The organism is Brevundimonas sp. G8 (assembly GCF_902506205.1).
Taxonomy (GTDB): Bacteria; Pseudomonadota; Alphaproteobacteria; order Caulobacterales; family Caulobacteraceae; genus Brevundimonas.
This window is the reverse complement of sequence record NZ_LR732816.1, coordinates 14,096-38,865: the sequence shown is the minus strand read 5'-3', so window position 1 is coordinate 38,865 and position 24,770 is coordinate 14,096. Positions and strand designations below refer to the sequence as shown.

Below are 24,770 nucleotides of genomic sequence, written 5' to 3'. Positions count from 1 at the left end.
TGATTCATTCAAAGGTTGTGATATCACTGTCTTGGAGGTGTCGCGATGGATGTCGAGATACTGAAGGCGCAGCATCGTCGCATCATCCGCCTGGCCAGCGCGCTGGGTGGGCTGGCTGAAGTCCTGAAGACGAAAGAAGACGCCGTACGCGCCCGCGAACTGATGGGCGCGCTGAACACAGCCCTGATCGAACATCTCGCGATTGAGGATGGGGAACTGTACCCCGTGCTGATGACGTCGCACGACCCTGCGGTCCGTCAGTTGGCGCAGGACTATGTCGATGACATGGGGGCGGTCAGTGGAGCCTGGGCGCATTACTTCGGAGAGTGGTCGCAGGCCAAGATCCTTTCGGATCGGAACCGGTTCGCGACGGCGACCAAGGGCCTGATCGGCGCCCTGGCGCACCGTGTCGCGCGAGAGGACGACACGCTTTATCCGGCGATGGAGGCGGCCGACGCCCGTTCCGGCGCCGCACGGAGCAAGGGCGTAGCATCGTCCTGAGCCCTGCATCCACAGGCGGTCGGTCGCCCGATACGAACCCTATATGACGAGACCGTCATCAGGGCTTGTAATCCCGGTTTCATACAGGCACACCCGCCGCTAGTAGGCGTGGCGAAGACGATCAGGAACTGTCCGGCGTGGGGATGTCGAGACAGTTGGGGCGTCGCCAGGTCGACTGTGAAATCAGAAGACGCCCTGCCAGCTAAGAACGGTATCGATTCCCATGAGTTTTTCCCTTTTCGGCGCGATCTCCAATGACATCGCGATGGACCTGGGCACCGCCAACACCCTGATCTACATGAAGGGTAAGGGCATCGTCCTGAACGAGCCGTCGGTCGTGGCGCTGCGCAACGTCGGGGGACGCAAGGTCGTTCACGCCGTGGGCATAGAGGCCAAGCAGATGCTGGGCCGCACCCCCGGTCACATGGAGGCCATCCGCCCCATGCGCGACGGCGTCATCGCCGACTTCGAAGTCGCCGAAGAGATGATCAAGCACTTCATCCGCAAGGTTCATAACCGCAAGGGTTTCGTGAACCCCAAGATCATCGTCTGCGTGCCCTCGGGCGCCACGGCGGTCGAGCGTCGCGCGATCAACGACAGCTGCCTGAACGCCTCGGCCCGCCGCGTGGGTCTGATCGACGAGCCGATGGCGGCCGCTATCGGCGCCGGTCTGCCGATTCACGAGCCGACCGGCTCGATGGTCGTCGACATCGGCGGCGGCACGACGGAAGTCGCCGTTCTGTCGCTGTCGGGCATCGTCTATTCGCGTTCGGTCCGCGTCGGCGGCGACAAGATGGATGACAGCATCATCAGCTACATGCGCCGCAACCATAACCTGCTGATCGGCGAGACCACGGCCGAACGCATCAAGAAGGACATCGGCACCGCCCGTATCCCGGCCGACGGCGAAGGCCTGTCGATCGAGGTCAAGGGTCGCGACCTGATGCAGGGCGTGCCGCGCGAAGTCCGTATCTCGGAACGTCAGGCCGCCGAAGCCCTGGCCGAGCCGGTCACGCAGATCATCGAGGCCGTGAAGGTCGCGCTGGAAGCCACCCCGCCGGAACTGGCCGCCGACATCGCCGACAAGGGCATCATGCTGACGGGCGGCGGCGCTCTGCTGCGCGGCCTGGACGTCGAGATTCGCGACCACACCGGCCTGCCGGTCTCGGTGGCGGACGATCCGCTGTCGTGCGTCGCCATCGGTTGCGGCCGTGTGCTGGAACACCCGCGCTGGATGAAGGGCGTGCTCGACTCCGCGCTCTGATCCGTTCGTTGCGGCCAGGCGAAAGCTTGGCCGCAAATCCTTTTCAGGCCTGCGTGATCACGGTTCCATTCCGGCCTTGATCCTGCGATAGGCAGGCTGAGCGGCAGGGGGCGTCCTGCCGATTCCAACCCTTTGAGTGGAAGGTCGCCCGTGGCGTTTCGCGACGGCCCTTTTGAAAACATCAAGGTGCCGCTGGCGTGGACCGCTGCGGTAGTCGTCGTCGTGGCTGTCATCGGGGCGGTCGTCCTGTTGCTGGGCGACCGGACGACGCCCGAGGGCGGCTCAAGCATGGGCGCCGCACGGGGCGGGTTCGAAGCGGCGGCCGGGCCGGTGGGCGGCGTGTTCGCCGCGCCGGTGCGATGGGCCGGCGCCGCCAGAGACTATGTCGGCGGCTATTTTTTTGCGATCGGCGAGAACCGCCGCCTGAAGGCCGAGATCGTGGAACTGCGCGGCTGGCGCGACGAGGCCATCGCGCAAAAGAACATCAACGGTCGGTATGAGGCCCTGCTGGGTCTGCGCACCGAGCCGGCGGTCGCCATGGCGACGGGGCGAGCGATTTCCGACGCACGCGGGCCGTTCAATCGCGCCAAGCTGCTAGACGTCGGCTCGGCCAAGGGCGTGCGCATCGGCAACCCGGTCATCAGCGAGCATGGTTTGGTCGGGCGCATCTCGGGCGTGACCAGCGGCGTCAGCCGGATGGTTCTGCTGACGGACGTGGCGTCGCGCACGCCGGTCATGATCGAACGCACGGATGCACGGGCCATGCTGACCGGCGACGGCGGCGATAGCCCCCGTCTGGAGTTCATTCGCGGCGTCGGTTCGATCCAGGCGGGCGACCGGATCCTGAGTTCGGGTGACGGCGGAGGCCTGCCGCGCGGCCTGCCGGTCGGGGTGGCGGCGAAGGGCATCGACGGCGCTTGGCGCGTCAAACTGTTCAGCGATCACGGCGCGGTCGATTATGTCCGTGTGCTGTTGTTCCAGTCCTTTGGCCAACTGGTCAGCCCCGACGCCCTGAATGCGCCGCCTCTGGCCGGCCTGACGACGGCGCCCGAGCCGAATGCGGCCGAGGTCGGGGCCATACGCGATGCCGCTGCGCGTCGACTGACGGCTCAGCAGGCCCAGGCCGAGCGCGTGCGTGCTACAAACGCTGCGGCCGCAGCCGCTTCGACGCCTGCCGTAACGCCGCCGACTGCGGCGCGACCGGCGGCGAACACGCCGAGACCGGCGGCCGTGACCCCGGCGCCTGCGCCGGTCGCAACAGCCCCGGCCCCGGCCCCGACTGCGGCTCCGGGAGGCGCGGCGTGAGACGGCCGGTCGCGGTCCGCGTCGTCGGACCTCTGCAATGGATCGTCTATCCGGCGCTGATCACCCTGGCCGCCACCGTCGTGCTGGGGACGCCGTTTCATCTGTTCGGCCTGCATCTGCCCGAGCCGGTCATTCCCGTGGTGCTGGCCTTCGCTTGGCCGTTGATCCGGCCGTCGATGACGGCGCCGGCGGTGCTGTTTCTGGTCGGTCTGTTCCTCGACCTGTTCTGGAACGGTCCTTTGGGTTTGTGGGCGCTGTGCCTGATGGCGGTCTATGGGGCGGTTCTGCTGTCGCGCAATCTGCTGGCGGGCCACGAAGGCTTGATCCGGTTTTTCGCCTATGCCGCCTGCACCCTGGGCGCCTTCGCCATGGCCTATCTGATCGTCATGGTTCGGGTGGCCAATGCGCCGGCGATCCTGCCGCTGATCGCACAGATCGTGCCGACGCTTCTGCTGTTTCCGATCGCCAACTGGATGCTTGAGCGGTTCGACGACGGGGATATTCGGTTCAGATGAGCGGCGAACCCTCCATTTTCTTTGCGGACGTGAACGAGCGGCAGGGGTCGTTCCTGCGGCGCACCTTCGTGCTGGGCGGGGCGACGGCGCTGGGCATCACGGCGCTGATCGGGCGTCTGGGCCAGCTTCAGGTCGTGCAGGCCCAGGAGTATGCGACCCTGTCGTCGCAAAACCAGTTCAACTTCCGCATGGTCCCGCCGCCGCGCGGCCTGATCAAGGATCGTAACGGCGTCGTCATCGCCGGCAACCGCCCCAGTTTCCGGGTGCTGGTCGTGCGCGACGAGACCAAGGATCTGGATCAGACGCTGGACCTGTTGGGACGGGTGCTGCCCGACACGCTCGAGCGGCGACGAGCGATCATCCGCGACGTCAATGCGGCGTCCAAGTTCAACCCGGTGCCAGTCAAGAGCGACCTGACCTGGGAAGAGTTCGCCAAGGTCAATCAGTACGCCAACGAGCTGCCGGGCGTGATGGTCGATATGAACGAGGCGCGATACTATCCGTTCGGCGGGTCGTTCGCTCACGTCATCGGCTATGTGGCCAAAGTCTCGGACCGGGACGTCAAGGCGATCCGCGACAAGGGCGAGCAACCGCCGGCCCTGTTGTTCAACCCCAGTTTCCGCATCGGCAGGCAGGGCGTCGAAAAGGCGCTGGACCTGTCGCTGCGCGGCGAGCCGGGCGGCAACCGGGTCGAGGTCGATGCGCGCGGGCGCGTAGTCGCCGAGGACATCGGCGGGTCGCGGCCGGCGGTCGCCGGCAAGGAAGTCATACTGACGCTGGACGCCGACGTGCAGAACCGGGCGCTGGAGGTGTTCGGCGATGAGTCGGGCGCCTGTGTCGTCATGGATGTGCGTAACGGCGACATCCTGTGCATGGTGTCGGCGCCGTCGTTCGATCCGAACCTGTTCGTCGGCGGCGTGCCGACCAAGACCTATCGCGCGCTGGCGGACTATGAGCGCAAGCCGCTGCTGGACAAGACGCTGAACGGCACCTTCCCGCCGGGATCGACCTTCAAGCCGACGACGGCGCTGGCCTTGCTGGAGGCGGGCGTCGATCCGAACAACACCGTCGTCTGTACAGGGTCGTATCGGACCGGGAACAGGACGCAGCGCTGCTGGGGCCGTCACGGGGTGCAGAACATGCACAACGCGATCAAGAACTCCTGCGACGTCTATTTCTACGCCATGTGCAACCGCGCGGGCGTCGACAATATCCGCAAGGCCGGCCTAGCCCTCGGCTTCGAGCACGAGTTCGACATCGGTGTCGGCAATCAGCGCAAGGGCCTGCTGCCGTCCACGGAATGGAAGGCCCGGACCTTCCCGCGCGATCCCGTCTGGCATCCGGGCGAGACGACGTCGGTCGCGATCGGGCAGGGGGCGATCACGGTCAACGCCCTGCAACTGGCGGTCATGACCTCGCGCCTTGCGAACGGCAAGAAACAGCTGCAACCGCGGCTGATCAAGTCGATCGGCGGCGTCGAGCAACCCAGCGGCGCCGAGGCGCCGGATCTGCCGTTCGATCCCGCCCACGTCGAATATGTGCGTCAGGGCATGATCGCCGTGGCCAACGACCGTTCCGGCACGGCCTATCGCCAGAGCCAGCTGGGGCTGGGCGACATCCAGATGGCGGGCAAGACCGGCACGGCTCAGGTCCGCAACTATGGCACCGGGTCGCGCAAGAGCGAGATCTGGGCGCTGAAGGACCACAACCTGTTCGTCGCCTTCGCCCCGGTGGATGCGCCGCGCTACGCCGTCGCCGTCATCGTCGAGCACGGCGGCAAGGGCGGGGCCACGGCCGGCGCGCCGCGCGCCCGCGAGGTGATGCGCACGGTCCTGTTGAAGGATCCCGACATGCGCGCGCGGATCGAACGGCCGTTGCCGCCCGAACCGACCGGGGCCGCCATCGTCGAGGATGGCGTCGTCGGCGCAGCGCCCGAGCCGGACGTGGTCGTGACGCCTCAGGCCGCGCGTCCTGCGCCCTCCGCGACCAGCGGGCCACGCCCCTATCTGTCCGAGCCCGGCCGTTGACCGCCTCTGCGCTTTCACGACCCGGCGAGCGCGAACGTGTCTCGACCAAACTGGGTCAGATCGACTGGCGGCTGACGGCGTTGCTGTGCGTGGTGTCCGGCACCGGCGCCCTGATGCTGTATTCGGTGGCGGGCGGGTCGTGGTCGCCGTGGGCGGCGAAGCACCTGATCCGGTTCGGCATGTGTCTGGCGCTGATGCTGGCGCTGTCGATGATCAATATCCGCTACTGGTTCGCCCTGGCCTATCCCATCTATGGCATGGCGCTATTCCTGCTGGCCTTGGTCGAGACGCCGCTAGGGTATCACGCCCTGGGGGCGACGCGCTGGCTGGACCTGGGCTTCACGCGCATCCAGCCGTCCGAGATCATGAAGATCGGCGTCGTTCTGGCCCTGGCGCGCTGGTATCACGGGGCCTCGGCCAAGGAGGCGAGTTTCCACTGGAAGCTGATCTTCCCGGTCGGGATCATCGGCCTGCCGTTCCTGCTGGTCGCGCACCAGCCGGACCTGGGGTCAGCCATGCTGATCGGCATGACGGGCGCCGCGATCATGTTCGTGGCGGGCCTGAGCTGGCGGATCATTGTGCCCTTGATCGTGGCGGCGGCGGTGCTGGTGCCGCCCTATGTCATGTTCGGGATGCACGACTATCAGCGTCACCGCGTGCTGACCTTCCTGAGCCCCGAGGCCGATATGGCGGACAAGGGCTATCAGATCGTGCAGTCCAAGATCGCCATGGGATCCGGCGGGCCGCTGGGGCGAGGGTTCGGCCTGGGCAGCCAGAGCCAGCTGGAGTTCCTGCCCGAACGTCAGACCGACTTCATCTTCGCAGCCTTCGCCGAGGAATTCGGCTTTGTGGGCACCTTCACCTTGCTGGCCTGCTATGCCGCCATCATCCTGATCTCGCTGAGGATCGCCTCGCTGTCGCACAGTCACTTCGGGCGGTTGGCCGCGTCGGGGGTTACGGCGACCTTCGCCCTCTATGTGCTGATCAACGGGGCGATGGTGATGGGGCTGGCACCCGTGGTGGGCGTGCCCATGCCGTTGTTGTCCTATGGCGGCACCGTGATGCTGACCGTCATGATCGGTTTCGGCCTGGTGATGGCGACGCGGGTGCACCGCTACGCCGAACTGCCCAAGGGCCATGGACTGATCTGACGTTACGTCAGCTATATGATCGGCATTCAGGTTTCGCTTTCTAAGGCGAGGATTTCCTGGATAAGGTCGTGTCCAACGATGTCTCGCATCGGCTCCGGCCGATCAGCGACGCACGCCATGGGAGACGATGGATGACCGATCTGGAGCGATTCCGCGCCGAGACGCGCGCTTGGCTGGAGGCGCACTGCCCCGCCGAATGTCGCGGGCCGATGGCCGATGACGAGATGATCTGGGGCGGCCGTGACGCCACGTTCAAGACGCCGGCGCACAAACTGTGGCTGGAGCGGATGGGTGCGCGGGGCTGGACGGCGCCGGAATGGCCGGCGGAATACAGCGGGGGCGGGCTGAGCCGCGAGGAGGCCAAGGTGCTGGCGTCCGAACTGCGGCGCATCAAGGCGCAGCCGGCCCTAGCCAGTTTCGGTGTCTGGATGCTGGGCCCGGCGCTGCTGGCTTTCGGGACCGAGGAGCAGAAGAAGCGTTTCCTGCCCGAGATCGTGCGCGGCGAGATCCGATGGTGCCAGGGCTATTCCGAACCCGGCGCCGGTTCCGATCTGGCCGCTATCCAGACGAAAGCTGAAGACAAGGGCGACCATTGGATCGTCAACGGCCAGAAGATCTGGACCTCCTATGCGGACAAGGCCGACTGGATCTTCTGCCTGGTGCGGACGGATGCCGATGCGCCAAAACATCTGGGCATCAGTTTCGTGCTGTTCGACATGAAGACGCCGGGCGTGACGACGCGGCCGATCACCCTGATCAGCGGCAAGTCACCCTTCTGCGAGACCTTCTTCGACGATGTGCGGGTGGAGAAGGAAAACCTGGTCGGGACGCTGAACCGAGGCTGGGACGTGGCCAAATATCTGTTGGCGCACGAGCGGACGATGATCGGCGCCATGGGCGAGGTCGGCGGCGGGCGGCCTGTGGGACAGGTTGCGCTGGACGCCATCGGCGCGGACGAGGCCGGCCGGCTGGACGAGCCGATGCTCCGGGCGCGGATCGCGGATATGGAGATCGACGCCGCGGCCTTCCGCCTGGCGATGGAGCGGGTGGGGGATCAGGTGAAGGCGAAACAGGCGCATCCGGCCATCGCATCGATGCTGAAATACTATGGGTCCGAGCTGAACAAGCGGCGCCACGAACTGCTGATGGCGGCGGGCGGCGCCGATGCGCTGGAATGGGAGGGCGAGCGGTCGCACGACGGCAAGACGGCGCGCGACTGGCTGCGGACCAAGGCCAACTCCATTGAGGGCGGCACCAGCGAGGTTCAGCTAAACATCATCGCCAAACACCTGCTGCAACTACCGGGGGCGTGAGACGATGCCGCTGATCCTGACCGAAGAACAGACGATGTTGCAGGACGCCGCCGACGGATTCCTGAACGAACGGGCGCCGATCGCCCACATGCGAAAGCTGCGGAACGAGCGCGACGCCGACGGCGTGTCGCGCGACCTGTGGCGGGCGTTCGGCGAAATGGGTTTCGCCGGCGTCATCATCCCCGAGGCGCTGGGCGGCATGGGGCTGGGGGCCGTCGAGGCGGGTGTGATCGCCGAGAGCCTGGGGCGCACCCTGACGCCGTCGCCCTATCTGGGATCGTCGATCCTGTCGGCCAAGGTGCTGATCGAGGGCGGGTCGCAGGCGCAGCAAGAATGGCTGCCCAGGATCGCTGCGGGCGAGGCGATCCTGGCGCTGGCGGTTGACGAGGGCGCCAAGCATGCGCCGTCGCGGATCGCCACGCGGGCCGAACGCGCGGGCAACGGTTTCAAGCTGAACGGGGCCAAGGCCTTCGTGCTGGACGGCCATGTGGCGGACGCCCTGATCGTGGTGGCGACGGCTGAAGAGGGAACGACGCTGTTCTTGATCGATCCGGCGACGGCGGGGGTCGCGGTCGAGCGCACCATGATGGTGGATGCGCATAACGCCGCGAGGGTCATGCTGACCGATGTTGCGGTCGATGCGGACGCGGTGATCGGCGCGGTCGGGGGCGGGGAGGCGTTGCTGGACGACGCGCTGAGCCTGGGGCGGGCCTGTGCGGCCTCCAGCCTGACCGGCGCGGGCGATCAGGCGTTCAAGACGACGCTGGATTACCTGCGGACCCGCAAACAGTTCGGCAAGCTGATCGGCGAGTTCCAGGCGTTGCAGCACCGGGCGGCGCACCTTTTTTCAGAGCTGGAGCTGGCGCGGGCGGCGACGATCGGCGCCCAGATCGCCATCGACGAGGGGCGCGAGGGGGCGTCGCTGGCGGCCTCCATCGCCAAGGCCAAGGCGGGGCGCGTCGCCGAACTGGCGGTGCAGGAGGCGGTCCAGATGCACGGCGGCGTCGGCATGACCGACGAGTTCGACGTCGGCCTGTTCATGAAGCGAGTGCGGGTGCTGAACGAGCTGCTGGGCGACGCCGGTTTCCACGCCGAACGGGTGGCGAGGGCGCAGGGGTTCTAGGCGACCTTCTCGCTCCACAGGTCCATATCCTTTTCGCGTCCGATCAGGGCCAGGCCGGCGGCGATGGATTCGAACTCGCCGCCAGTCTCGATCCGCTCGGCGCCGAAACGGCTCTGGAAGATGGCGCGCACGGCTGGCACGAAGGAGGTGCCGCCGGTCAGGAAGACGCGGTCGATGGTTTCGGGGCCCAGGCCGCTGCGGGCCATGGCCTCGTCCACCGCGCCCTCGATGGCGGCCAGTTCCGGCGCGATCCAGCGTTCGAAATCGCTGCGGGCGACCGGCTTTTCGATATGGACGCCGCCGGCCTGGAACAGGAAGGTTGCGGTCTCCTCGACCGACAGGGCCATCTTCAGCGTGGACACGGCGCGGTACAGGTCATGGCCGTGGTTGTCGTCCAGCACTTCGATCAGGCGCTCGATCTTCTCCGGCTCCAGCGCCGTACGGGCCAGGGATCGGATGTCGCGCATGTCCCGTGATGCGCGCAGCAGGGCCAACTGATCCCAGCGGGCGAAGGCGGAATAATACCGCTGCGGGATCGGCAGTTGCTTGCCGACCGAGCTGTAGAGCCCGCCCTTGCCCAGTTCGGGCGAGACCAGCTGGTCGATGATCCGATAGTCGAAGGCGTCGCCCGCCACGCCCACGCCCGAGCGGGCCAACGGCGTCGACCGCAGGCCGTCGTCCGTCCGCTCGAACCGGATGATGGAGAAGTCGCTGGTGCCGCCGCCGAAATCGGCGACCAGAACCGTGGCGTCCTCCTTCAGCTGGCGCGCGAAATAGAAGGCGGCTCCGACCGGCTCGTGCGCATAGCGGATGTCGGTGAAGCCCAGCCGCTCGAACGCCGTCTGATAGCGCGACAGGGCCAAGGTCTCGTCGGGATTGCCGCCTGCAAAGGTGACGGGGCGGCCGACGATGACGGCGGGCGGGGTGTTCGCCAGCTCGTCGCCCGCATGGTAGCGCAGGCGCAGCAGGAAGGCGGCCAGCAGATCCTCAAACGCATAGCGACGGTTGTCGATGCGGGTCTCGGTGAAGGCGGCGCTGGCGGCGAAGGTCTTGAACGACTGGATGAAGCGGGTCTCCAGCGGATCCTCGACATAGGCGGCGATGGCCCAGGGCCCGGCCTCGACCACGCGCTCGGGCGGCTGGCCGTCCACGCCCTGATGGATCTGGAAGCTGAGCGCCGAGCGGAAGGTGGTGGTCTGGCCCTCGACCGCATCGAAGGTCACGAGCTGAGCCAGGCCGTGCTCATCGGTCAGGGCGACGACCGTATTGGTCGTGCCGAAATCGATCCCGATCGTCATCGGTTTCGTCGCCGTCATGGCAGGGCTCCAAGGAGGGGAGCCGGGTTCCTAACGTCAGGCGAGGCAATAGCAAGCGTTAATGATGGTTCTACGGTCTTCCAGACTTCGACTAAATCTGACTCGTCGCTGTGATAGTCTCAGCGCTTGGCACAACTGAAAAAATTTGGAGTGGCGCTCCTTCCGGCGGGGCCGGATGCGATACCGTCCAACGCGTGTGCACGAGTGGTCACGCCATCGGTTCGAGGTAAGGCAGCGTCGCTTGACTAGCACTCATCAGCGATACGGCTCCTGCTCCGGTCACATTAGGCTCCAACCGAGCGTCGCACCGTTATGATAGAAGCAACCATTCTTTTGTGGCTGTGAAACGCTACGTCTAGTTGCCGTATCGACGCAAAACGGGCGTGGCCGCTGCAACGATTAACGTGCCAAGCATCCTTTGATCACGCGTGATAGATCCAGGTCGGGAACGATGTTGCCTATCGCACCCGGATGTCGGACGATCGGAATGAACGATCGATGCACGTCGGAGTTGGCGGCGTCGGCTGAGGTCGAGGGGGCGGGTTGGTGCGCAGATCACGTCGACAGTGGGGATTGGCCCTTGCGGTTGTTGCCCTGGTGGTCGGTCTGGTGCTGGTCGGGCTGGAGATGCGGCGCGATTTCGAGCGGGTTCGGGCGCTGCGGCAGGAGACGGCGCAGTCGCACAAGGCGCGCGAGGAGTTGCAGACCGTCTTCTCGCTGATGCAGGACGCAGAGACGGGGCAGCGCGGCTATATCATCAGCGGCGATCCCGATTTTCTGGTTCCCTATACGACCGCGACCGAGCGCTTGGGCCGGGAGTTGCCGCAGCTGAGGGCCGCCTATGCGGGTGATCCGGTTCAGCGCGCCAACATCGCCGAGCTAGAGCGACGGATCGCGGTCAAACAGACGGCGATGCGCGAGGCGTTGGAGGCCCATGACCGGCGCGGCCGCGAGGCAGGGCTGACGGCCGTCGCCACCGGCGGGGGCAAGGCGGCGATGGATCGTATTCGTGCAACCATCAACAGGATGACGGATGTCGATGCGCGCGCGCTAATGGCGTTGACCCAGCGGGTCGAGGCGCGGTCGCGTTCGACTGAGGCGATGGTGACGGCGATGTTCGTGGCGCTGATCGCCCTGGTGGCGGGGGGCGCGGCTCTGCTCGTGCGATATGTCACGACGCGGCGCAGGCTGCTGGCCGAGGTTCGGGCGACGGCGGCGCGGCAGGAAGCCATTTTCGACAGCGCGATCGACGCCATACTGACGCTGAACCCCAGCGGCACCATCGAGACGATGAACGCCGCCGCCACAAGGATGTTCGGCTGGTCGGTGCAGGAGCTGGGGCGGCGCGACGTGGCTGTGCTGCTGGAGGCGAGCGATCAGGGGGACAAGGGATTGATGGCGCGGATCCGTGCGGGCGGGGCCGATGCGACGGGGGGCCTGGTGCAGGAGTTGACGGGACGGCGGCGAAGCGGCGAGGCGTTTCCGGTCGATGTCGCCTTCAGTCCGCTGGAACTGCCGACCGGCGTGCATCTGGTGGCGGTGGTGCGCGACATCACGGACCGGCGCCGGGTCGAGGAGCTGAAGAAGCAGTTCGTCTCGACCGTCAGTCATGAGCTGAGGACGCCGCTGACCTCCATCGCCGGGTCGTTGGGCCTGTTGGCGGGGGGCGCGGCGGGCAGTCTGTCGGAGCGCGCGGGGCGCCTGATCGGCATCGCCCATTCCAACAGCCTGCGGCTGGTGCGGCTGATCAACGACATTCTGGATGTGGAGAAGCTGGAGTCCGGCCAGATCAATCTGGAGCTTCAGCCCATCGATCTGCGCGAGGTCGCGATCCGGTCGCTTGATAATGTGCGGGGATACGCCGACGGGCTGGGGGTCAGGCTGGAGCTAGCCGAGGGGCCGGCGGCGCCCGTGATGGGGGATGTGGATCGCCTGGTGCAGGTGGTCGTCAACCTGTTGTCCAATGCAGCCAAGTTTTCGCCGGAGAGCGGCACGGTCGAGGTGGCGGTCATGCCCGAGGCGCGCATCGTGCGGCTGAGCGTGCGCGATCACGGGCCGGGCGTGCCCGATGCGTTCCGGGCGCGCATCTTCACCAAGTTCGCCCAGGCCGACGGATCGGACACCCGCCAGCGCGGCGGCACCGGCCTGGGGCTGGCGATCGCCAAGGAAATCGCCGAGCGGCACGGCGGGCGGCTGTGGTTCGAATCGGCGCCGGGCGAGGGGGCGACCTTCCATCTGGACCTGCCGATGACGGTCGGCGACGCCGCGCCGCAGACGACGCACGGGCCGCGCCTGTTGATCGTCGAGGACGATCCCGATGCGGCGGAGGTGCTGCGGATCATGCTGGCGCAAGACGGGTTCGACGCCTTGGTCGCCGGCAGCGCCGCCGCCGCGCTGGACGCCGTGGAGGGCGAGGGGTTCGCCGCCATTCTGGTGGATCTGCAACTGCCGGATGCGGATGGGATCGGCCTGATCCGGGCCCTGCGCGAACGGCCCGGTACGGTGGACACGCCGGTCGTGGTCGTCTCGGCCGACGTGGCGCGGGGGCGGGCGCGGGGGCGATCGCTGGAGGTGATTGACTGGCTTGAGAAACCGTTCGATCAAGAGCGATTGCGTAGCGCCATCGCCGCCGTGCTGGAGCGGCTGGGGCGTCAGGCGCCGGTCATCCTGCATGTGGACGACGACCCCGATATTCTGCAGGTCACCGCCGAAACCCTGGCCGGGATCGCCGAGATCACGCATGCGACCAGCCTGTCGCAGGCGCGCAAGGTGCTGGCGCGGGCCAGGCCGGATCTGGTGATCCTGGATCTCGGGCTGCCGGACGGGTCGGGGCTGGAGCTGCTGCCCGATCTGGGCGAAGGCGCCAAGGGGATCCCGGTCGTGGTCTATTCCGCGCAGGACATGGATGCCGCGCTGGGCGAGCGCGTCGAGGCGGTGCTGGTCAAGTCGTCGGCGTCGCTGGCCGATCTGGCGCGGACGGTGCGGCGATTGACCTTCACCCCGCGTGACCGTTGAGAGGAGATTTCATGCCCCTGACCGTGATGCACGTCGATGACGAGCCGGACATCCGCGAGGTGGCGGCGTTCGCGCTGGAGCTGGATCCAGACCTGGTGCTGACCAGCGTGGGGTCTGGGGCGGACGCGCTGGCGCAGCTAGAGGCGGGGCCGGCGCCGGACATCGTCCTGCTGGATGTGATGATGCCGTCGATGGATGGGCCCAGCGTGCTGGCGCGTCTGCGCGAAATTTCGGGGCTGGAGAAGACGCCGGTCGTCTTCATGACGGCGCGTGCTCAGAGCGAGGAGATCGAGCGGCTGAAGGCCCTGGGGGCCATTGGCGTGGTGGTCAAGCCGTTCGATCCGATGACCCTGGCGCGCCAGTTGCGGGACATTCTGGCCGCGGCGGACGCATGAGCGACGATCCGCTGACGGCGCTGACGGCGCTGAGGGCCGAGTTCTGCGTCCGGGCGACGGAGGATCGGGCCGCGTTGGCGCAGGCTCTGGCGGTCGGTGATCTCGATCGGGTGGAGCGGGTCGCGCACGGGTTGGCGGGGTCGGCGGGCATGTTCGGATTCACCGATATTGGCGCGGCGGCGCTGGCGGTGGACGACGGGTTCGCGTCGGGGCGGGGGCTGGATGCGGCGGCGATGGATCGGTTGATCGCGTCGCTGGACGCCTTGCCCTGATCTATTCGTAGTCGATGCTGAGGGGCAGGGCGGCGACGGTATCGGACGCGCCATTGGCGGGGCGCAGGCGGCCGGAAACCCGCAGCATGTCGCGGCCGTCCAAGTCCATGTGAGAGGTGCGGATCACCGACACGTCGCCGGTGTTCTCGCTCCAGATCTGCAGATCCTCGACCAGGGCGACGCCTTCGCTGGAGGTCAGGGTGCGGGGCACGCGGATGCGATAGACCCGGCCGGGATCGCCGGTGACGCGGATCACCGCAGGCGCATTGGGCTGAATGTCGGCGCTGAGCGACAGGGTGGCGACGCGTTGTTCGGGCGAGAGCTGGATCGGGCGGACGGAGACGATGCTGAGGCTGCGTTCGATGCTGATCGTGGCGCGCGCCGGTTCCTGCGCCAGCGCGGGGACGGCGAGGGCGATGAGCAGCATGGCGAGGATAAGGGCGCGAAGGGGTGTCATGTCACCAGTTGAACCGTGACGATGTAGTCGAAGCTGTAGGCTCCGCTGGCGGCGTTGGCGGCCAGCACCACGTCCATGCCGAGCTGAATTGTGGCGGTGCTGAGCAGGCCGATGGGATTGAGGTCGAAGGTCAGGCTGGCCGCTTCGGTCGGCGCCGAGCCGGTGCGATAGGTGGCGCCGCTCAATCCGCCGACCCTCAGCCGGGATATGGTCGCGGGGCCGCTGCCGGTGACGGGGGTGATGGTGACGCGAATATAGCGCAGGGCGCACAGGCCCGACAGGTTCAACAGGCCGCAGTTGATCGACAGGGTCGGCGTCGTCACCGAACCGGATGTCAGCCGAATGGCATCGCCGCTGGTGCGGGTCACGGAGCCGGCGGTGGAGATGCTGAAGGTTGTCGCCGACGTGCCGCGGATGGTCGTGCCCAAAGTGGGCGCCGTCGCGGGCGATCGTGTCACCGAAGCGTCGGCAAGCGCGTCACGCGGGGCGTTTAACGCAAGAGCGGCGGTCAGGGCGAGCATAAGGGCTGTGCGGTTCATTGCCGGACCTCGCCTTCGATGCGGACCAGGAAGCGGCCTGCGTCCACGAAGCCGCCCGTGGCGGGGACCACGACGCGGGCGCCCTCGATCAGGGAAACGCCCAGGGCGTGGGCCTGATCTCCGTCCAGCCGGACATCATATACGCCCGGCCGCACCCGTTCGAAGAACAGCACGCCGGCGTGGTCGCTGCGGCCGGCGATGGGTGCGCCGGCGCCTTTCGGGACCAGTTCGATGGCCAAGGCGGCGAGGGGGCGGGGCTCGCCGGAACCGCGAACGAGCAGGGCCAGAAGCTGCACCTCGGCGCTGCGCTGCATCGGATAGTCGATCTGCGCCGCCTGACCGGGACGCGGCACGATCTGGATGTCAGTGGGGCCGCCGACAAGGAAGGGGTCGTCGACGCCTTCGGTCGTCAGGCGAATACGAGCGGTCGGCACGTCGCCCAAGCCGGTGGTGTAGACGCGGCCGTCGGCGTCGGTGGTGACGCCTCCCGCGTTGGTGTCGGCCACGATGCCCGGCACGCCCGGCTCGTCGGCCTGGCGCAGGCCGTCGCCGTTCTCGTCCACCCAGGCGTTGATCGCGACCGAGCCGCCGCCGGCCACGCCGGGGCGGGTGATCCGGTAGCCATGCCGGCCGGGATCATAGCCGAAGCCGAAGCCTAGCTGCAGGCCGATCCGCCAGTCCTGTCGGCGGGTTTCATAAGCGACGTTCAGGGCGAGGTCGAAACGCGGCGCGCGCCACAGGTGCGAGGCTTGCACAGCCGTTGAAGCCTGCGGCCCCAAGGCGCGGATGGCGCCAAAGCGCAAGGCGGCGATGGGGCTGAGCTGCCAGTCGGCGGTGACATAGGCCGTGTCGAGGCTGGGGTCCGGCGATATCTCATAGGTCAGGCCGGCGCGGGTCTGAAGCCGCGCTGAAATCAGGGTGTTGATATCGAATCCGCCCAGCCACCGGCGGCGATCGGCGCCTCCGTCGGTTTCGGCCTCATAGGCGATGTTGCTGGAGGCGTAGTAGCGGCCGAGGGGGGCGGAGGCGCGCAGTTCGGCGGTGGTCAGGTTGACGCCGTCTGTGCGGACCAGGCGGCGCGCGTTCAGCGAGATCGGCACGACCAGTCCGCCGGGCGCCGTCCACTGGCCGTCGGCGCGAATGTCGGTGGCGCGCGACAGGGGCGCCTGATAGAGGGCGCCGAGCTGACGCGTCTCGTCGATGAAACCCGCGCCATATTCGGAGTGCCGGCCGATCAGGGAGACGCCATAGGCGCGGGTGGCCAGACCGACGGAGACGCCGCGTCCGCCCTGGTCGTCCAGGGCGGCGTCGATCTGAGCGGCGACGGGGCCCAGCGAGCTGCGGACCCCGGCTGTGCCCAGGGTGCGGCTGTCGCGACCCTGTGGTTCATAGCGCGCGGCGCCGGCGCTGAGGGTCAGGCCGGACGAGAGGCCGTAATCGACGGTGGCGACCAGGCGCAACGCCCCGACATCCTGACCGCCAATGGGATCGCCCACGTCGAAGACGGTCAGCCCCTGTTCGACGGCGCTGAGCCGCACGACGAAGCGGCCCGGCTCCAACTGGCCCGAGCCGAAGTTGATGCGGCGCACGACCTCGCGGATCTGGCCCTGCGAGCCGTAGAAGACCAGGCGGATCGTGTTCAGGCCAAAGGCCAGGGGCACGTCCAGAAACTCGTAGCGCCCCTGGACCGGTGAAGTCTGGGCGCGTTGCAGCACCTCGTTGACGTACAGCTCCACCTCCTCTCCCAGGGCCAGTTCGCCGCGAAGATTGAGCGGGGTGGCGAGGTCGAGGTTTTCCAGCGGCGCCGACGAATAATAGACCCCGCGTCCGGCGACGCCGGAGACGCCGATGGGCATGGACGGCGAGAAGACGTCGCCGATGCTGGCGCGCGTGCCGCCCAGCGGTCCTAGCGCGTGGCCATAGGGATCCTTGCGGGTCAGAGCGACGCGGACGGCGTTGATCGTGCCCTCGTCATCGGAACCGACATAGGCCTCGAAGCCCGCATGGAGCAGGTCACCGGCCGCGCGCACGTCGTAGCGCCGGGCGTTGTCGACGCCGTCGCGCGCGACCTGGCCGCCGATATTGACGTCGAAGGCAGGCGGGCTGGCCAGACGATAGGGGGTGGATTGGCGGACCACATCGTCCTCGGCGTCTATGACACCGGCGGCCGCCTGGCGACGGGCCCGTTCGGCCCTCTGCTCGAACGGCAGGGCGCGCGTGGTGGTCACGGTCAGCATCTGGGCGCTGGTGTCCGCCTTCAGCTTCACCGGCAGCAACTGTTCGATCAGGTCGGTGCGAAGATAGAGGTCCTCGTCATAGATGGCCGCCTGGTCCGCCCCGAACCGGATCGTGCGACCGGCGACCTTGGCCTCGCGCGTCGTCAGATCGACGGTGATGCGATTGGACGTATCCAGCACCCAGCCCTCGGCGCGGCGCTGGGCTGGAAAGACGCCGACGGCGAGGTCCAGCACGCGTGAGAACTCGCCCAGCGGCACGAAGACGCCGGCCCGCGAGGCGTATACGTTCATGGAATCGGTGAGGGCGACTCCGCCGGCGTCCACCTCCATCCACAACAGGTCGTCGGCGCTGAAAGGCTGGGGATCGGCGGCGATGACCAGATTGCGCACCAGGCTGTCCTGGGCCGTCGCGCTCCAGGCGATGCCCGATGTGGCCAGCGCCATGAGAGCCGCGCCGGTGGAGCGCGCCACGGTCACGGCGCGATCAGGGTCGTGGTCGCCAGCACCTGGCCCTTTTCCGCGTCGTCGTCGCGATAAATGATGGTCAGGGTTTGGCCGGACGCCACGCCTTGCGGCAGGGCGGCGATCACCGTGCGGCGTGCGACCTCGGGATAGACGGCGACGCCGCGCACGGCGGTCAGGGGGCGGCGCCCGGCGGCATCCTCGATGAAGACTTCGACGTCGCCATAGACCGAACTGGTTCCGTTGCGCACCAGATCCAGCGACAGCAGGGTCTGGGCGCCGTCCTGGGTCAAGGAGACGCGGTCGATGTCGGCGCGCGCGTCCACAGCGCCGTCGCGGACGATGACCGGAATGCTGACGCTGAACAGGGCCACGACCTGAAGCGTCACATCGTCACCGCCGGCCGCAGCCTGATCGACGGTGAAGCCGGCGTTCTCGGGCGGAAGGGCGGTCACGGTCAGGTGACTGCGGTGCTCGCCGTCGCCGCCGGGGCGAGCACGCACGCGGATGGCCTGGCTCTCGCGCGGCTGAAGGGTGATGCGGCGTGGCGTGTATTGAACAAGGTCGCGCGCCGAATCGAGCGTCGTTTCGGGATTATCGGCGGCGGCCACGATCTGGCCGTCCGCCGTCATCACCCGGTCGATCAGTTCGACGGAATAGGTTGCGGGCTGGTCGCCCTGATTGAAGACATAGACCGTGGCGCTGCGTTCGCCGGGGCCGAACACCACCCGCTTGGGCGAGATATTCAGGTCGGCCCCCACCTGCGCGAACACCGGATTGGCGATCGCGAGGAAGGCGACGGCGGGCAGCAGGTAACGAAACATCTTCACTCCAAGCCAACGCAACGGTGGCGCGAACCGACGATGATCCTTCAAGCCTTCCGCTTCGTTAAGCGCGGTCCGCTCGGGCAAATCGACCTGGAGCGGATACATGGTCTTAGTTGTAGGCGGCCGAGACGGTGAAGGTGCCCGTATAGGCGCCCGTCGTGGTGGTCGAGGCGACGGGGACGGAGCCGCCGACGCTGAAGGCCAGCGAACCGGCCGAGCCCAGGGCGTTGGACAGGGTCTGGCTGGCGGCGGAGCCGGTCAGGCTGTTCGACGTCGTCACCGTCAGGCTGTCCGTGCCGTTCGCCATCGTGAAGCTGGCGGGGATGGTGACAGAGACCGACTGGCCCCCTTCACCGGCGACAGAAAAGGCCGCAGCGGCAGGCGTATCGCCTGAAGTCAGGCCCGCCACGCCGCCGGTGACCGAACGTGCGCCGGCCGCGCTGACGACGACCGTGCCTGCGCCTGTGCCCGGGCGAACCACGGTGCCGAACTTCAGATCGGCTGTCTTGGTGATGGTCAGGGGGCGGATCACGGTGATCGAGCCCGACCCCGTAGTCGAGGCGGATTGCGCCATGGCCGGAGCGGCGATGGCGGTCAGGACGAGGGCGGCGGCGGCGATCAGCGACGTGTTCATCATCAGCTCCAACTGAAGGACGGCGCCGACTGGGCGTCGTTGTTGGAGAGCCAAATCATCCCGAAACGCAGGGGAGTCCACAAGCCGAACGTGCAAAACGCCCCAAATCTAACCAAAGTTATAGTTGGGCGACGAATTCGGTAGCATGCTGCACTTACTGGCCAGGGTTGTAGGGAAAACGCCGCGTTAATGTTTTGTCTGCAATCTTGACCTGTGAGGCAGCAACTTAAGGCTTAGCTTGGAGGCGCGGAAACGATGCGCTGGACCGTTCTGATCGTCGACGACCATCCCCTGATCGGCCAGGCGCTGGAGCTGTCGATCCGCGCCGCCTATCCTCACTTGGATGTGGCGCGAGTGCTGTCCGCCAAGGAGGCCGAGTCCTGCGCCAAACAGCTGGGCGGTCGAATCAAGCTGGTGATGCTGGATCTGCTTTTGCCCGACGCCACGGGGTTCGACGCCCTGCTGCGCCTGCAGCTGCTGTTACCCGACGCGGACTTCGCCATGGTGTCGGCGCGCATCGACGCCCATTCGGTGGCGATGGCGCGAGCGTTCGGCGTGAAGGGCTATTTGTCCAAGGCGGCGCCGGTCGAGACCCTGGTCAACTGCGTGGGAGCGATCATGCGGGGCGAGCGACTGTTCCCCGCCGAAACGGCCGCCGATCCGATCGCGATCGATTTCCATCGCCGCGTCGCCCGCCTGTCCGCCGCCCAGCTACGCGTTCTTCGGGCGCTGGCCGAGGGCAAGCTGAACAAGGAAATCGCGGGCGACATGAATCTGACGGAGGGGACGGTGAAACAGCACGTCTCGGCCATCCTGAAGAAGTTGGAGGTCAACAACCGCAGCCAGGCGGTTCTGGCGTCAGCGCCCTTCCTGAGGAACGGATAGTCGGCAATTCACTAGCTACTCAGATCGGAATACCAAGTGACGAAGCCAGCCCAAGCGATGGCGGAAGCGGTGTCCGATTCATCGCGTTTCACGACGATGCAGCCTGTTCACGGCGGAAGAGTATTCCAACATCCGCCGACGTCAGCTTTTTCAACGCTTTTCACCCGACACCGCCCAATCGCAAATTTTATGGCGGGTGTGTCGGCGGGTGTATTAGTATGGCGGACGGGAAACGCGATTGTAGCGTTGTCGCAGGGGTGAAGGTTTCATGCCACGCCAAGCCGCTGAGTTGGGCGCTCTTGCCGTCAGTCGACTTGCCGCTCCCGGCTATCACGCCGTGGGTGGGGTGACGGGGCTTTACCTTCAGGTCCTTCCTGCGGGGGGGCGAACATGGATCCTGCGGGCTGCGATCGGGGGGCGACGTCGGGAAATGGGCTTGGGCGGCTACCCCAGCGTGACGCTTGCGGGCGCGAGGGAAGCGGCGCGAGCGGCACGCGATTTGATCCGGGCAGGCGTTGACCCGATCATCAAATCCAGGGAAGCTAAGGCATCGTTGCTCGTAACAGCCGTTAATTCCGGCTGGACGTTCCGGCAGGCGAGTGAAACCTATGTCGCCACGCATGAGGCGGCGTGGAAGAACGCCAAGCATAGAGCGCAATGGTCATCGAGCCTCGGAACCTATGCCTACCCTGTCATCGGCGACCTAAGCATCGACCGGATTGGCGTCCCTCAGATCCTGGAAATTCTTACCCCGATCTGGACCACCAAAACGGAGACGGCCAAGCGCGTTCGAGGACGGCTGGAAGCGGTTCTGGACTGGGCTACGACCCGGGAGCTTCGCTCCGGCCCAAATCCTGCGCGGTGGAAAGGTCATCTGGACAAGCTGCTGGCCGATCCAGGAAGGGTGTCGAGAGTGCGACACCACCGAGCCTTGCCCATTGACGACATGCCGGAGTTCATCGCTCGGCTGTCGAAAGTGGGCGGAATGGGCGGTCGCGCCCTGATGTTTGGAATTCTCACCGCTGCCCGCTCCGGCGAGACAAGAGGCGCCACATGGGGCGAGATAGATCGGTCTCGGGGGATCTGGACCTTGCCTGCGGAGCGGATGAAAGGGGGACGGATCCATCGCGTCGCGCTCTCCAACGCCGCGCTGAATCTTCTCAGCGTTCCCGGCAAGCCCGATGACATCGTCTTTCCCGCCGCAAACGGCGGGACCCTTTCGGATATGACGCTGACGAAGGTGCTGCGCGACATGAAGGTGGACGCGGTGCCTCACGGATTTCGGTCCACGTTTCGCGATTGGGCCGCAGAACGAACCGAGCATGCCAATGAGTTAGCGGAGATGGCGCTCGCTCACGCGGTGGGAAGCAAGGTCGAAGCCGCCTATCGCCGGGGCGACCTGTTCAAGCGGCGGGTCGCGTTGATGAATGATTGGGCTGCGTTTTGCGGTCTGGGTGGCTAGGCCGGGCGCTGCGCCTGCACCGCGGCTTCAGCCAGTCAGACCTCGGTCGCGCCATAGGGCTGACCTTCCAGCAGGTGCAGAAGTACGAGAAGGGGACGAACCGAATATCCGCGTCCAAACTCTGGGACATCTCCCGATTTCTGGCCGTCGATATCAGTCACTTCTTCGAGGATTTCGCGCAAGATGCAGGGGGTGTACCGAGGATCAGGCTGCCGCATTCGAGCACACGACCAAGACGACCCGGTCCGCGATCGAACTGTCGCGACTGGTCCCCAAAGTCGAGGCGAGCTTTGTGCGACGCAGAAATTGCGGAGCGGCGGCGAGCATGAAAAGTTTCATCGCGGTGCTTCGCGGTCCGGACCACATCTTCGAGTTAGTCAATGCCGCGCATCGCGAGGCCTTCGGCGACCGAGGGCTCATCGGCAAGGCGCGGGCGGATGTCTTCCCAGAGTTGAACGACCGGGGGTTTTGCCGCTTGACCGCTGATCTGATGGGATCATGACTTCCGCCATGAATACCTACGAAAAGCGACAAGATGCTCAGATCGGCGAGGCCTTGCGTTTGCGTCGAGAAGCCCTTGGCTTCACGCAGGCGCAGCTCGGCAAGGCCATGGCCGTCACCTTCCAACAGGTGCAGAAGTATGAGCAAGGGCGAAACAGCGTTCGGGTCGCCAAGCTGCTGATGGCCGCTGAGTTCCTCAAATGCGAAGTCGGAGACCTGCTTGGGCAAAAGCCTGAAGAGACGCCGGGAACGGCGCGACTTGTCCGCGCCTGGAGCGCGCTGGGACCTGAACAGCGAGAGGCCGTGACAGCACTAGTGGAAGCGTTTCGTCGCACAGAAGCTGGCTCGTGCTGAAAGGCAGTGCGCCGTGCGCCTAAGCGCCATTCTCCGAATCCTGTCGTTAGTTTGTGTCCTCTCGGGCCAAGCCCCAGCCCAAGTCCGTTCTCTCAGGACCTGTCCCGCGTCGCCAGCGTGACAATGAAACACGCCCCACCGTCGTTGGGCCGTTCGTGGCGGACGTTGGCGGCTATTCGCTGGGCAAGGGTGCTCACGATGAACAATCCCATTCCCATCCCAGGCCCCGACCCGATGCCCGTATGTCCTTCTACTTGGAATTTTTTAAACAGGGCGCTCAGTCGAGCGGGGGCCACGCCTGGCCCCTGATCCAGAATTCGTATGGCGACCCCGGCAGCTTCGGATCCCGCCGAAATCGTGACCGCGCCGCCAGCCGGGCTGAACCGAACCCCATTGCTCAACAGGTTGTCGAGAATCTGGCCCAGCGCGTTGACATCCAGGAAGGCGATCAAGGGATGGTTGGGAAGATCGACAACGATGTCTATCCCTCCCGACTGCGCCAGTGGCCCAGCGCGGTCGACCGCAGCCAATACATGGCCACGGACGTCATGTTCGCCGATGTCCGCCAGGACGCGATGTTCAGCGGCGTGAGCGTCCATCAAACGCGTGGCAAGAGCCAGCATGGCGTCGATGCTGGGGATCGCGGCCTGCACGGCGACGAGCGGCAAGTCCGGCTCCTGTGGCGCGCGCTGGACGGCCAGGTCGAACAGGTTGCGCATGCCGTGGAGGGGGCTGCGCAGATCATGGACCGTGATCGCCATAAGGGAGTCGAGTTCGATGCTTCGATCCAGCAGCGCGTCGTTCTGTTTTCGGATCTCCAGCTTTTGCTGATGATCGCTGCGACGGCCCGCATAGATCAAGGCTGCGGCGACGACAGCGATCACCGAGACGATCGCGGTGTTGACCATGGCGACCGTCTGCTCGTTGGCTTGGGTCGGCGTACTCAGCACGATCAGGCAGTAGACGCCGTAGAGAAGACCCAAGGCGACCGCGACGATCCGGGGCGGCAGGACGAACAGCAGGGCCAGCGACAGCAGCATGAGCGGATAGGCGCTGGTCAGTCTTCCGTAGGCGCCCATGGCTGCGACAGACCACTGCGTGCCCAACAAGGCGACGACCAGGAACACAGCCACGAAACCCCGCGCCAACCAGGGGCTGACATTGCGCCGTCGCAGACCTTCGGATGCAATCAGCATAAGGATGAGGAAGGGGATTTCGAACCCTGCCGAGGGGGACCGAAAGCCCGAAGCCATCTCGATCAGTCTGGTGAACAGACCGACGATACAGGCGATCTCCACGCGGCGAAGATTGACCGTCGTGAGGACCTGACCGAACGATAGGCGGGCCTGTTCGTCGGCGGTTACGTCCCACCGCGCTAGCAAGGATTTCATGACGGATCGATCCGGCCGGCCACATAGTCGGCCGCATAGCGTTCGAGCATCCGCACGCTGTCCAGTCCCAGCTTGGTCTTCAGTCGCTCGCGGTAGGTGCCGACAGTTTTGACGCTAAGCTGCAGTTGCTTGGCCAGCGATTGGAGAGTTTCGCCGCGCCCGATCAGCCGCAGGACCTGCAGTTCGCGCCCCGACATGTCGTCAATCTCGGTCCGACGATCCCGCTGCCGGGCCAGATCGCCCATCAGGCTCTGCTGGACCGCTTCGCTGACATGGATGGAGCCCCCCATGACGTAGTTCAGCGCCGCCGCGACAGCGTCTAGCGGCTCGGATTTGGCGACATAGCCCTGCGCTCCGGCGCTGATCGCGCGCGGCGCCCAGACGGCCTCGTCACGGCTGGAATAGACGAGTATGCGCGCGCTCGGCAGGATCGTCCTCAGGTCTTCGATCAGGGCGATGCCGTCGCCATCGCCCATGACCATGTCGGTGATGACAGCGTCCGGCCTCAGGGTTTCAGCGTCGATCCGCGCGGCTTGAGCCGACGTCGCTTCACCAACCACCTCAAAACAGGCGTCGCCCCTGAAGAACAGGCGCAGCCCGGTCAAAACCACCGGGTGATCATCCGCAAGCAGTAATCGAAAAAGGGACAAGTCCGGCTCGTTAAAGTTGGTTAACGGATTGATAGCGGGGATTTTTATAACTGATGTAGGTCATCGACCTACATCCAATCCGACGGTTGGCTGTAGCTGCGCCTGCACCTGAGAGAGGTCAAACGACCTCAAAATGTTGGCTGAGCCGATCAATCGGCTGAGCTCCGCAGGTCG

At 66.3% G+C, this 24,770-nt stretch carries 24 protein-coding genes; 16 read left to right on the top strand and 8 right to left on the bottom strand.

All coding sequences use genetic code 11. The features are described from left to right. Positions 1-45: 45 nt before the first annotated feature. The 8 genes from CHRYSEO8AT_RS00135 (at position 46) to CHRYSEO8AT_RS00100 (ending at position 9,199) form a co-directional block, all read left to right on the top strand. On the top strand, positions 46-501 hold the full coding sequence (locus CHRYSEO8AT_RS00135; protein ID WP_159844581.1) for a hemerythrin domain-containing protein: 456 nt from the start codon (positions 46-48) through the stop codon (positions 499-501). Positions 502-724: 223 nt separating this feature from the next. After that, positions 725-1,765: a rod shape-determining protein gene (locus CHRYSEO8AT_RS00130; protein ID WP_017504801.1), complete on the top strand. Its 1,041-nt coding sequence runs from the start codon at positions 725-727 to the stop codon at positions 1,763-1,765. 150 nt (positions 1,766-1,915) lie between these two features. Beyond that, positions 1,916-3,070, top strand: coding sequence for a rod shape-determining protein MreC (mreC, locus tag CHRYSEO8AT_RS00125; RefSeq protein ID WP_159844578.1), 1,155 nt, complete (start codon positions 1,916-1,918; stop codon positions 3,068-3,070). Next, positions 3,067-3,585, top strand: coding sequence for a hypothetical protein (locus CHRYSEO8AT_RS00120; protein WP_159844575.1), 519 nt, complete (start codon positions 3,067-3,069; stop codon positions 3,583-3,585). Before mreC ends, CHRYSEO8AT_RS00120 begins: the two co-directional genes overlap by 4 nt. Then, positions 3,582-5,612 (top strand): penicillin-binding protein 2, encoded by a 2,031-nt coding sequence (mrdA, locus tag CHRYSEO8AT_RS00115; RefSeq protein WP_159844572.1) that lies wholly within the window; start codon positions 3,582-3,584, stop codon positions 5,610-5,612. Before CHRYSEO8AT_RS00120 ends, mrdA begins: the two co-directional genes overlap by 4 nt. Further along, entirely contained in the window at positions 5,609-6,763 is a 1,155-nt protein-coding gene (gene rodA, locus CHRYSEO8AT_RS00110) for a rod shape-determining protein RodA (RefSeq protein WP_159844569.1), read from the top strand. The genes mrdA and rodA overlap by 4 nt, the downstream gene beginning before the upstream one ends. Before the next feature lie 131 nt (positions 6,764-6,894). Further along, entirely contained in the window at positions 6,895-8,076 is a 1,182-nt protein-coding gene (locus CHRYSEO8AT_RS00105; protein WP_159844566.1) for an acyl-CoA dehydrogenase family protein, read from the top strand. Positions 8,077-8,080: 4 nt separating this feature from the next. Continuing rightward, positions 8,081-9,199, top strand: coding sequence for an acyl-CoA dehydrogenase family protein (locus tag CHRYSEO8AT_RS00100; RefSeq protein WP_159844563.1), 1,119 nt, complete (start codon positions 8,081-8,083; stop codon positions 9,197-9,199). Here CHRYSEO8AT_RS00100 and CHRYSEO8AT_RS00095 read toward each other — a convergent pair. Beyond that, positions 9,196-10,515 carry an Hsp70 family protein gene (locus CHRYSEO8AT_RS00095; RefSeq protein ID WP_159844560.1) on the bottom strand — a complete coding sequence of 440 codons (1,320 nt, stop codon included), beginning with the start codon at positions 10,513-10,515 and terminating at the stop codon, positions 9,196-9,198. The genes CHRYSEO8AT_RS00100 and CHRYSEO8AT_RS00095 overlap by 4 nt on opposite strands. Before the next feature lie 546 nt (positions 10,516-11,061). Between CHRYSEO8AT_RS00095 and CHRYSEO8AT_RS00090 the strand changes: the two genes are divergently transcribed. The 3 genes from CHRYSEO8AT_RS00090 to CHRYSEO8AT_RS00080 are packed head-to-tail and all read left to right on the top strand — an operon-like array spanning position 11,062 to position 14,197. Then, positions 11,062-13,530 (top strand): response regulator, encoded by a 2,469-nt coding sequence (locus tag CHRYSEO8AT_RS00090; RefSeq protein WP_159844556.1) that lies wholly within the window; start codon positions 11,062-11,064, stop codon positions 13,528-13,530. Between the two features lie 11 nt (positions 13,531-13,541). Continuing rightward, positions 13,542-13,925, top strand: coding sequence for a response regulator (locus CHRYSEO8AT_RS00085; protein ID WP_159844553.1), 384 nt, complete (start codon positions 13,542-13,544; stop codon positions 13,923-13,925). Continuing rightward, complete coding sequence (locus tag CHRYSEO8AT_RS00080; protein ID WP_159844550.1) at positions 13,922-14,197, top strand: Hpt domain-containing protein; 276 nt, start codon at positions 13,922-13,924, stop codon at positions 14,195-14,197. Before CHRYSEO8AT_RS00085 ends, CHRYSEO8AT_RS00080 begins: the two co-directional genes overlap by 4 nt. A 1-nt stretch (position 14,198) precedes the next feature. Here CHRYSEO8AT_RS00080 and CHRYSEO8AT_RS00075 read toward each other — a convergent pair whose 3' ends face one another. From CHRYSEO8AT_RS00075 to CHRYSEO8AT_RS00055, 5 genes are all read right to left on the bottom strand, one after another. Continuing rightward, the gene (locus CHRYSEO8AT_RS00075; RefSeq protein WP_159844547.1) at positions 14,199-14,654 is read right to left on the bottom strand and encodes a hypothetical protein; all 456 of its coding nucleotides are present in this window, start codon (positions 14,652-14,654) and stop codon (positions 14,199-14,201) included. Next, entirely contained in the window at positions 14,651-15,193 is a 543-nt protein-coding gene (locus tag CHRYSEO8AT_RS00070; RefSeq protein ID WP_159844544.1) for a hypothetical protein, read from the bottom strand. Before CHRYSEO8AT_RS00070 ends, CHRYSEO8AT_RS00075 begins: the two co-directional genes overlap by 4 nt. Further along, positions 15,190-17,907 (bottom strand): hypothetical protein, encoded by a 2,718-nt coding sequence (locus tag CHRYSEO8AT_RS00065; protein ID WP_159844541.1) that lies wholly within the window; start codon positions 17,905-17,907, stop codon positions 15,190-15,192. The genes CHRYSEO8AT_RS00070 and CHRYSEO8AT_RS00065 overlap by 4 nt, the downstream gene beginning before the upstream one ends. Beyond that, a complete protein-coding gene (locus tag CHRYSEO8AT_RS00060; protein WP_159844538.1) occupies positions 17,904-18,716 on the bottom strand; it encodes a molecular chaperone in 813 nt (270 codons plus the stop codon). Before CHRYSEO8AT_RS00060 ends, CHRYSEO8AT_RS00065 begins: the two co-directional genes overlap by 4 nt. A gap of 112 nt (positions 18,717-18,828) precedes the next feature. After that, the gene (locus tag CHRYSEO8AT_RS00055; RefSeq protein ID WP_159844535.1) at positions 18,829-19,353 is read right to left on the bottom strand and encodes a DUF4402 domain-containing protein; all 525 of its coding nucleotides are present in this window, start codon (positions 19,351-19,353) and stop codon (positions 18,829-18,831) included. A 255-nt stretch (positions 19,354-19,608) separates the two neighbouring features. Here CHRYSEO8AT_RS00055 and CHRYSEO8AT_RS00050 point away from each other — a divergent pair, with 255 nt between their 5' ends. The 5 genes from CHRYSEO8AT_RS00050 (at position 19,609) to CHRYSEO8AT_RS00030 (ending at position 22,555) form a co-directional block, all read left to right on the top strand. Further along, a complete protein-coding gene (locus tag CHRYSEO8AT_RS00050) occupies positions 19,609-20,238 on the top strand; it encodes a response regulator transcription factor (RefSeq protein WP_159844532.1) in 630 nt (209 codons plus the stop codon). Between the two features lie 268 nt (positions 20,239-20,506). Continuing rightward, positions 20,507-21,700 (top strand): site-specific integrase, encoded by a 1,194-nt coding sequence (locus tag CHRYSEO8AT_RS00045; protein ID WP_159844528.1) that lies wholly within the window; start codon positions 20,507-20,509, stop codon positions 21,698-21,700. Then, entirely contained in the window at positions 21,670-22,029 is a 360-nt protein-coding gene (locus CHRYSEO8AT_RS00040) for a helix-turn-helix transcriptional regulator (RefSeq protein WP_159844524.1), read from the top strand. The genes CHRYSEO8AT_RS00045 and CHRYSEO8AT_RS00040 overlap by 31 nt, the downstream gene beginning before the upstream one ends. Continuing rightward, a complete protein-coding gene (locus CHRYSEO8AT_RS00035) occupies positions 22,026-22,202 on the top strand; it encodes a hypothetical protein (protein ID WP_159844521.1) in 177 nt (58 codons plus the stop codon). Before CHRYSEO8AT_RS00040 ends, CHRYSEO8AT_RS00035 begins: the two co-directional genes overlap by 4 nt. Before the next feature lie 8 nt (positions 22,203-22,210). Continuing rightward, complete coding sequence (locus CHRYSEO8AT_RS00030) at positions 22,211-22,555, top strand: helix-turn-helix domain-containing protein (protein ID WP_159844518.1); 345 nt, start codon at positions 22,211-22,213, stop codon at positions 22,553-22,555. Between the two features lie 92 nt (positions 22,556-22,647). Here the strand turns inward: CHRYSEO8AT_RS00030 and CHRYSEO8AT_RS00025 are convergent, their stop codons facing one another. Both CHRYSEO8AT_RS00025 and CHRYSEO8AT_RS00020 read right to left on the bottom strand, forming a co-directional pair. Further along, complete coding sequence (locus tag CHRYSEO8AT_RS00025; protein ID WP_159844515.1) at positions 22,648-23,853, bottom strand: sensor histidine kinase KdpD; 1,206 nt, start codon at positions 23,851-23,853, stop codon at positions 22,648-22,650. 89 nt (positions 23,854-23,942) lie between these two features. Beyond that, entirely contained in the window at positions 23,943-24,596 is a 654-nt protein-coding gene (locus CHRYSEO8AT_RS00020) for a response regulator transcription factor (protein WP_255451331.1), read from the bottom strand. Between the last annotated feature and the right edge of the window lie 174 nt (positions 24,597-24,770).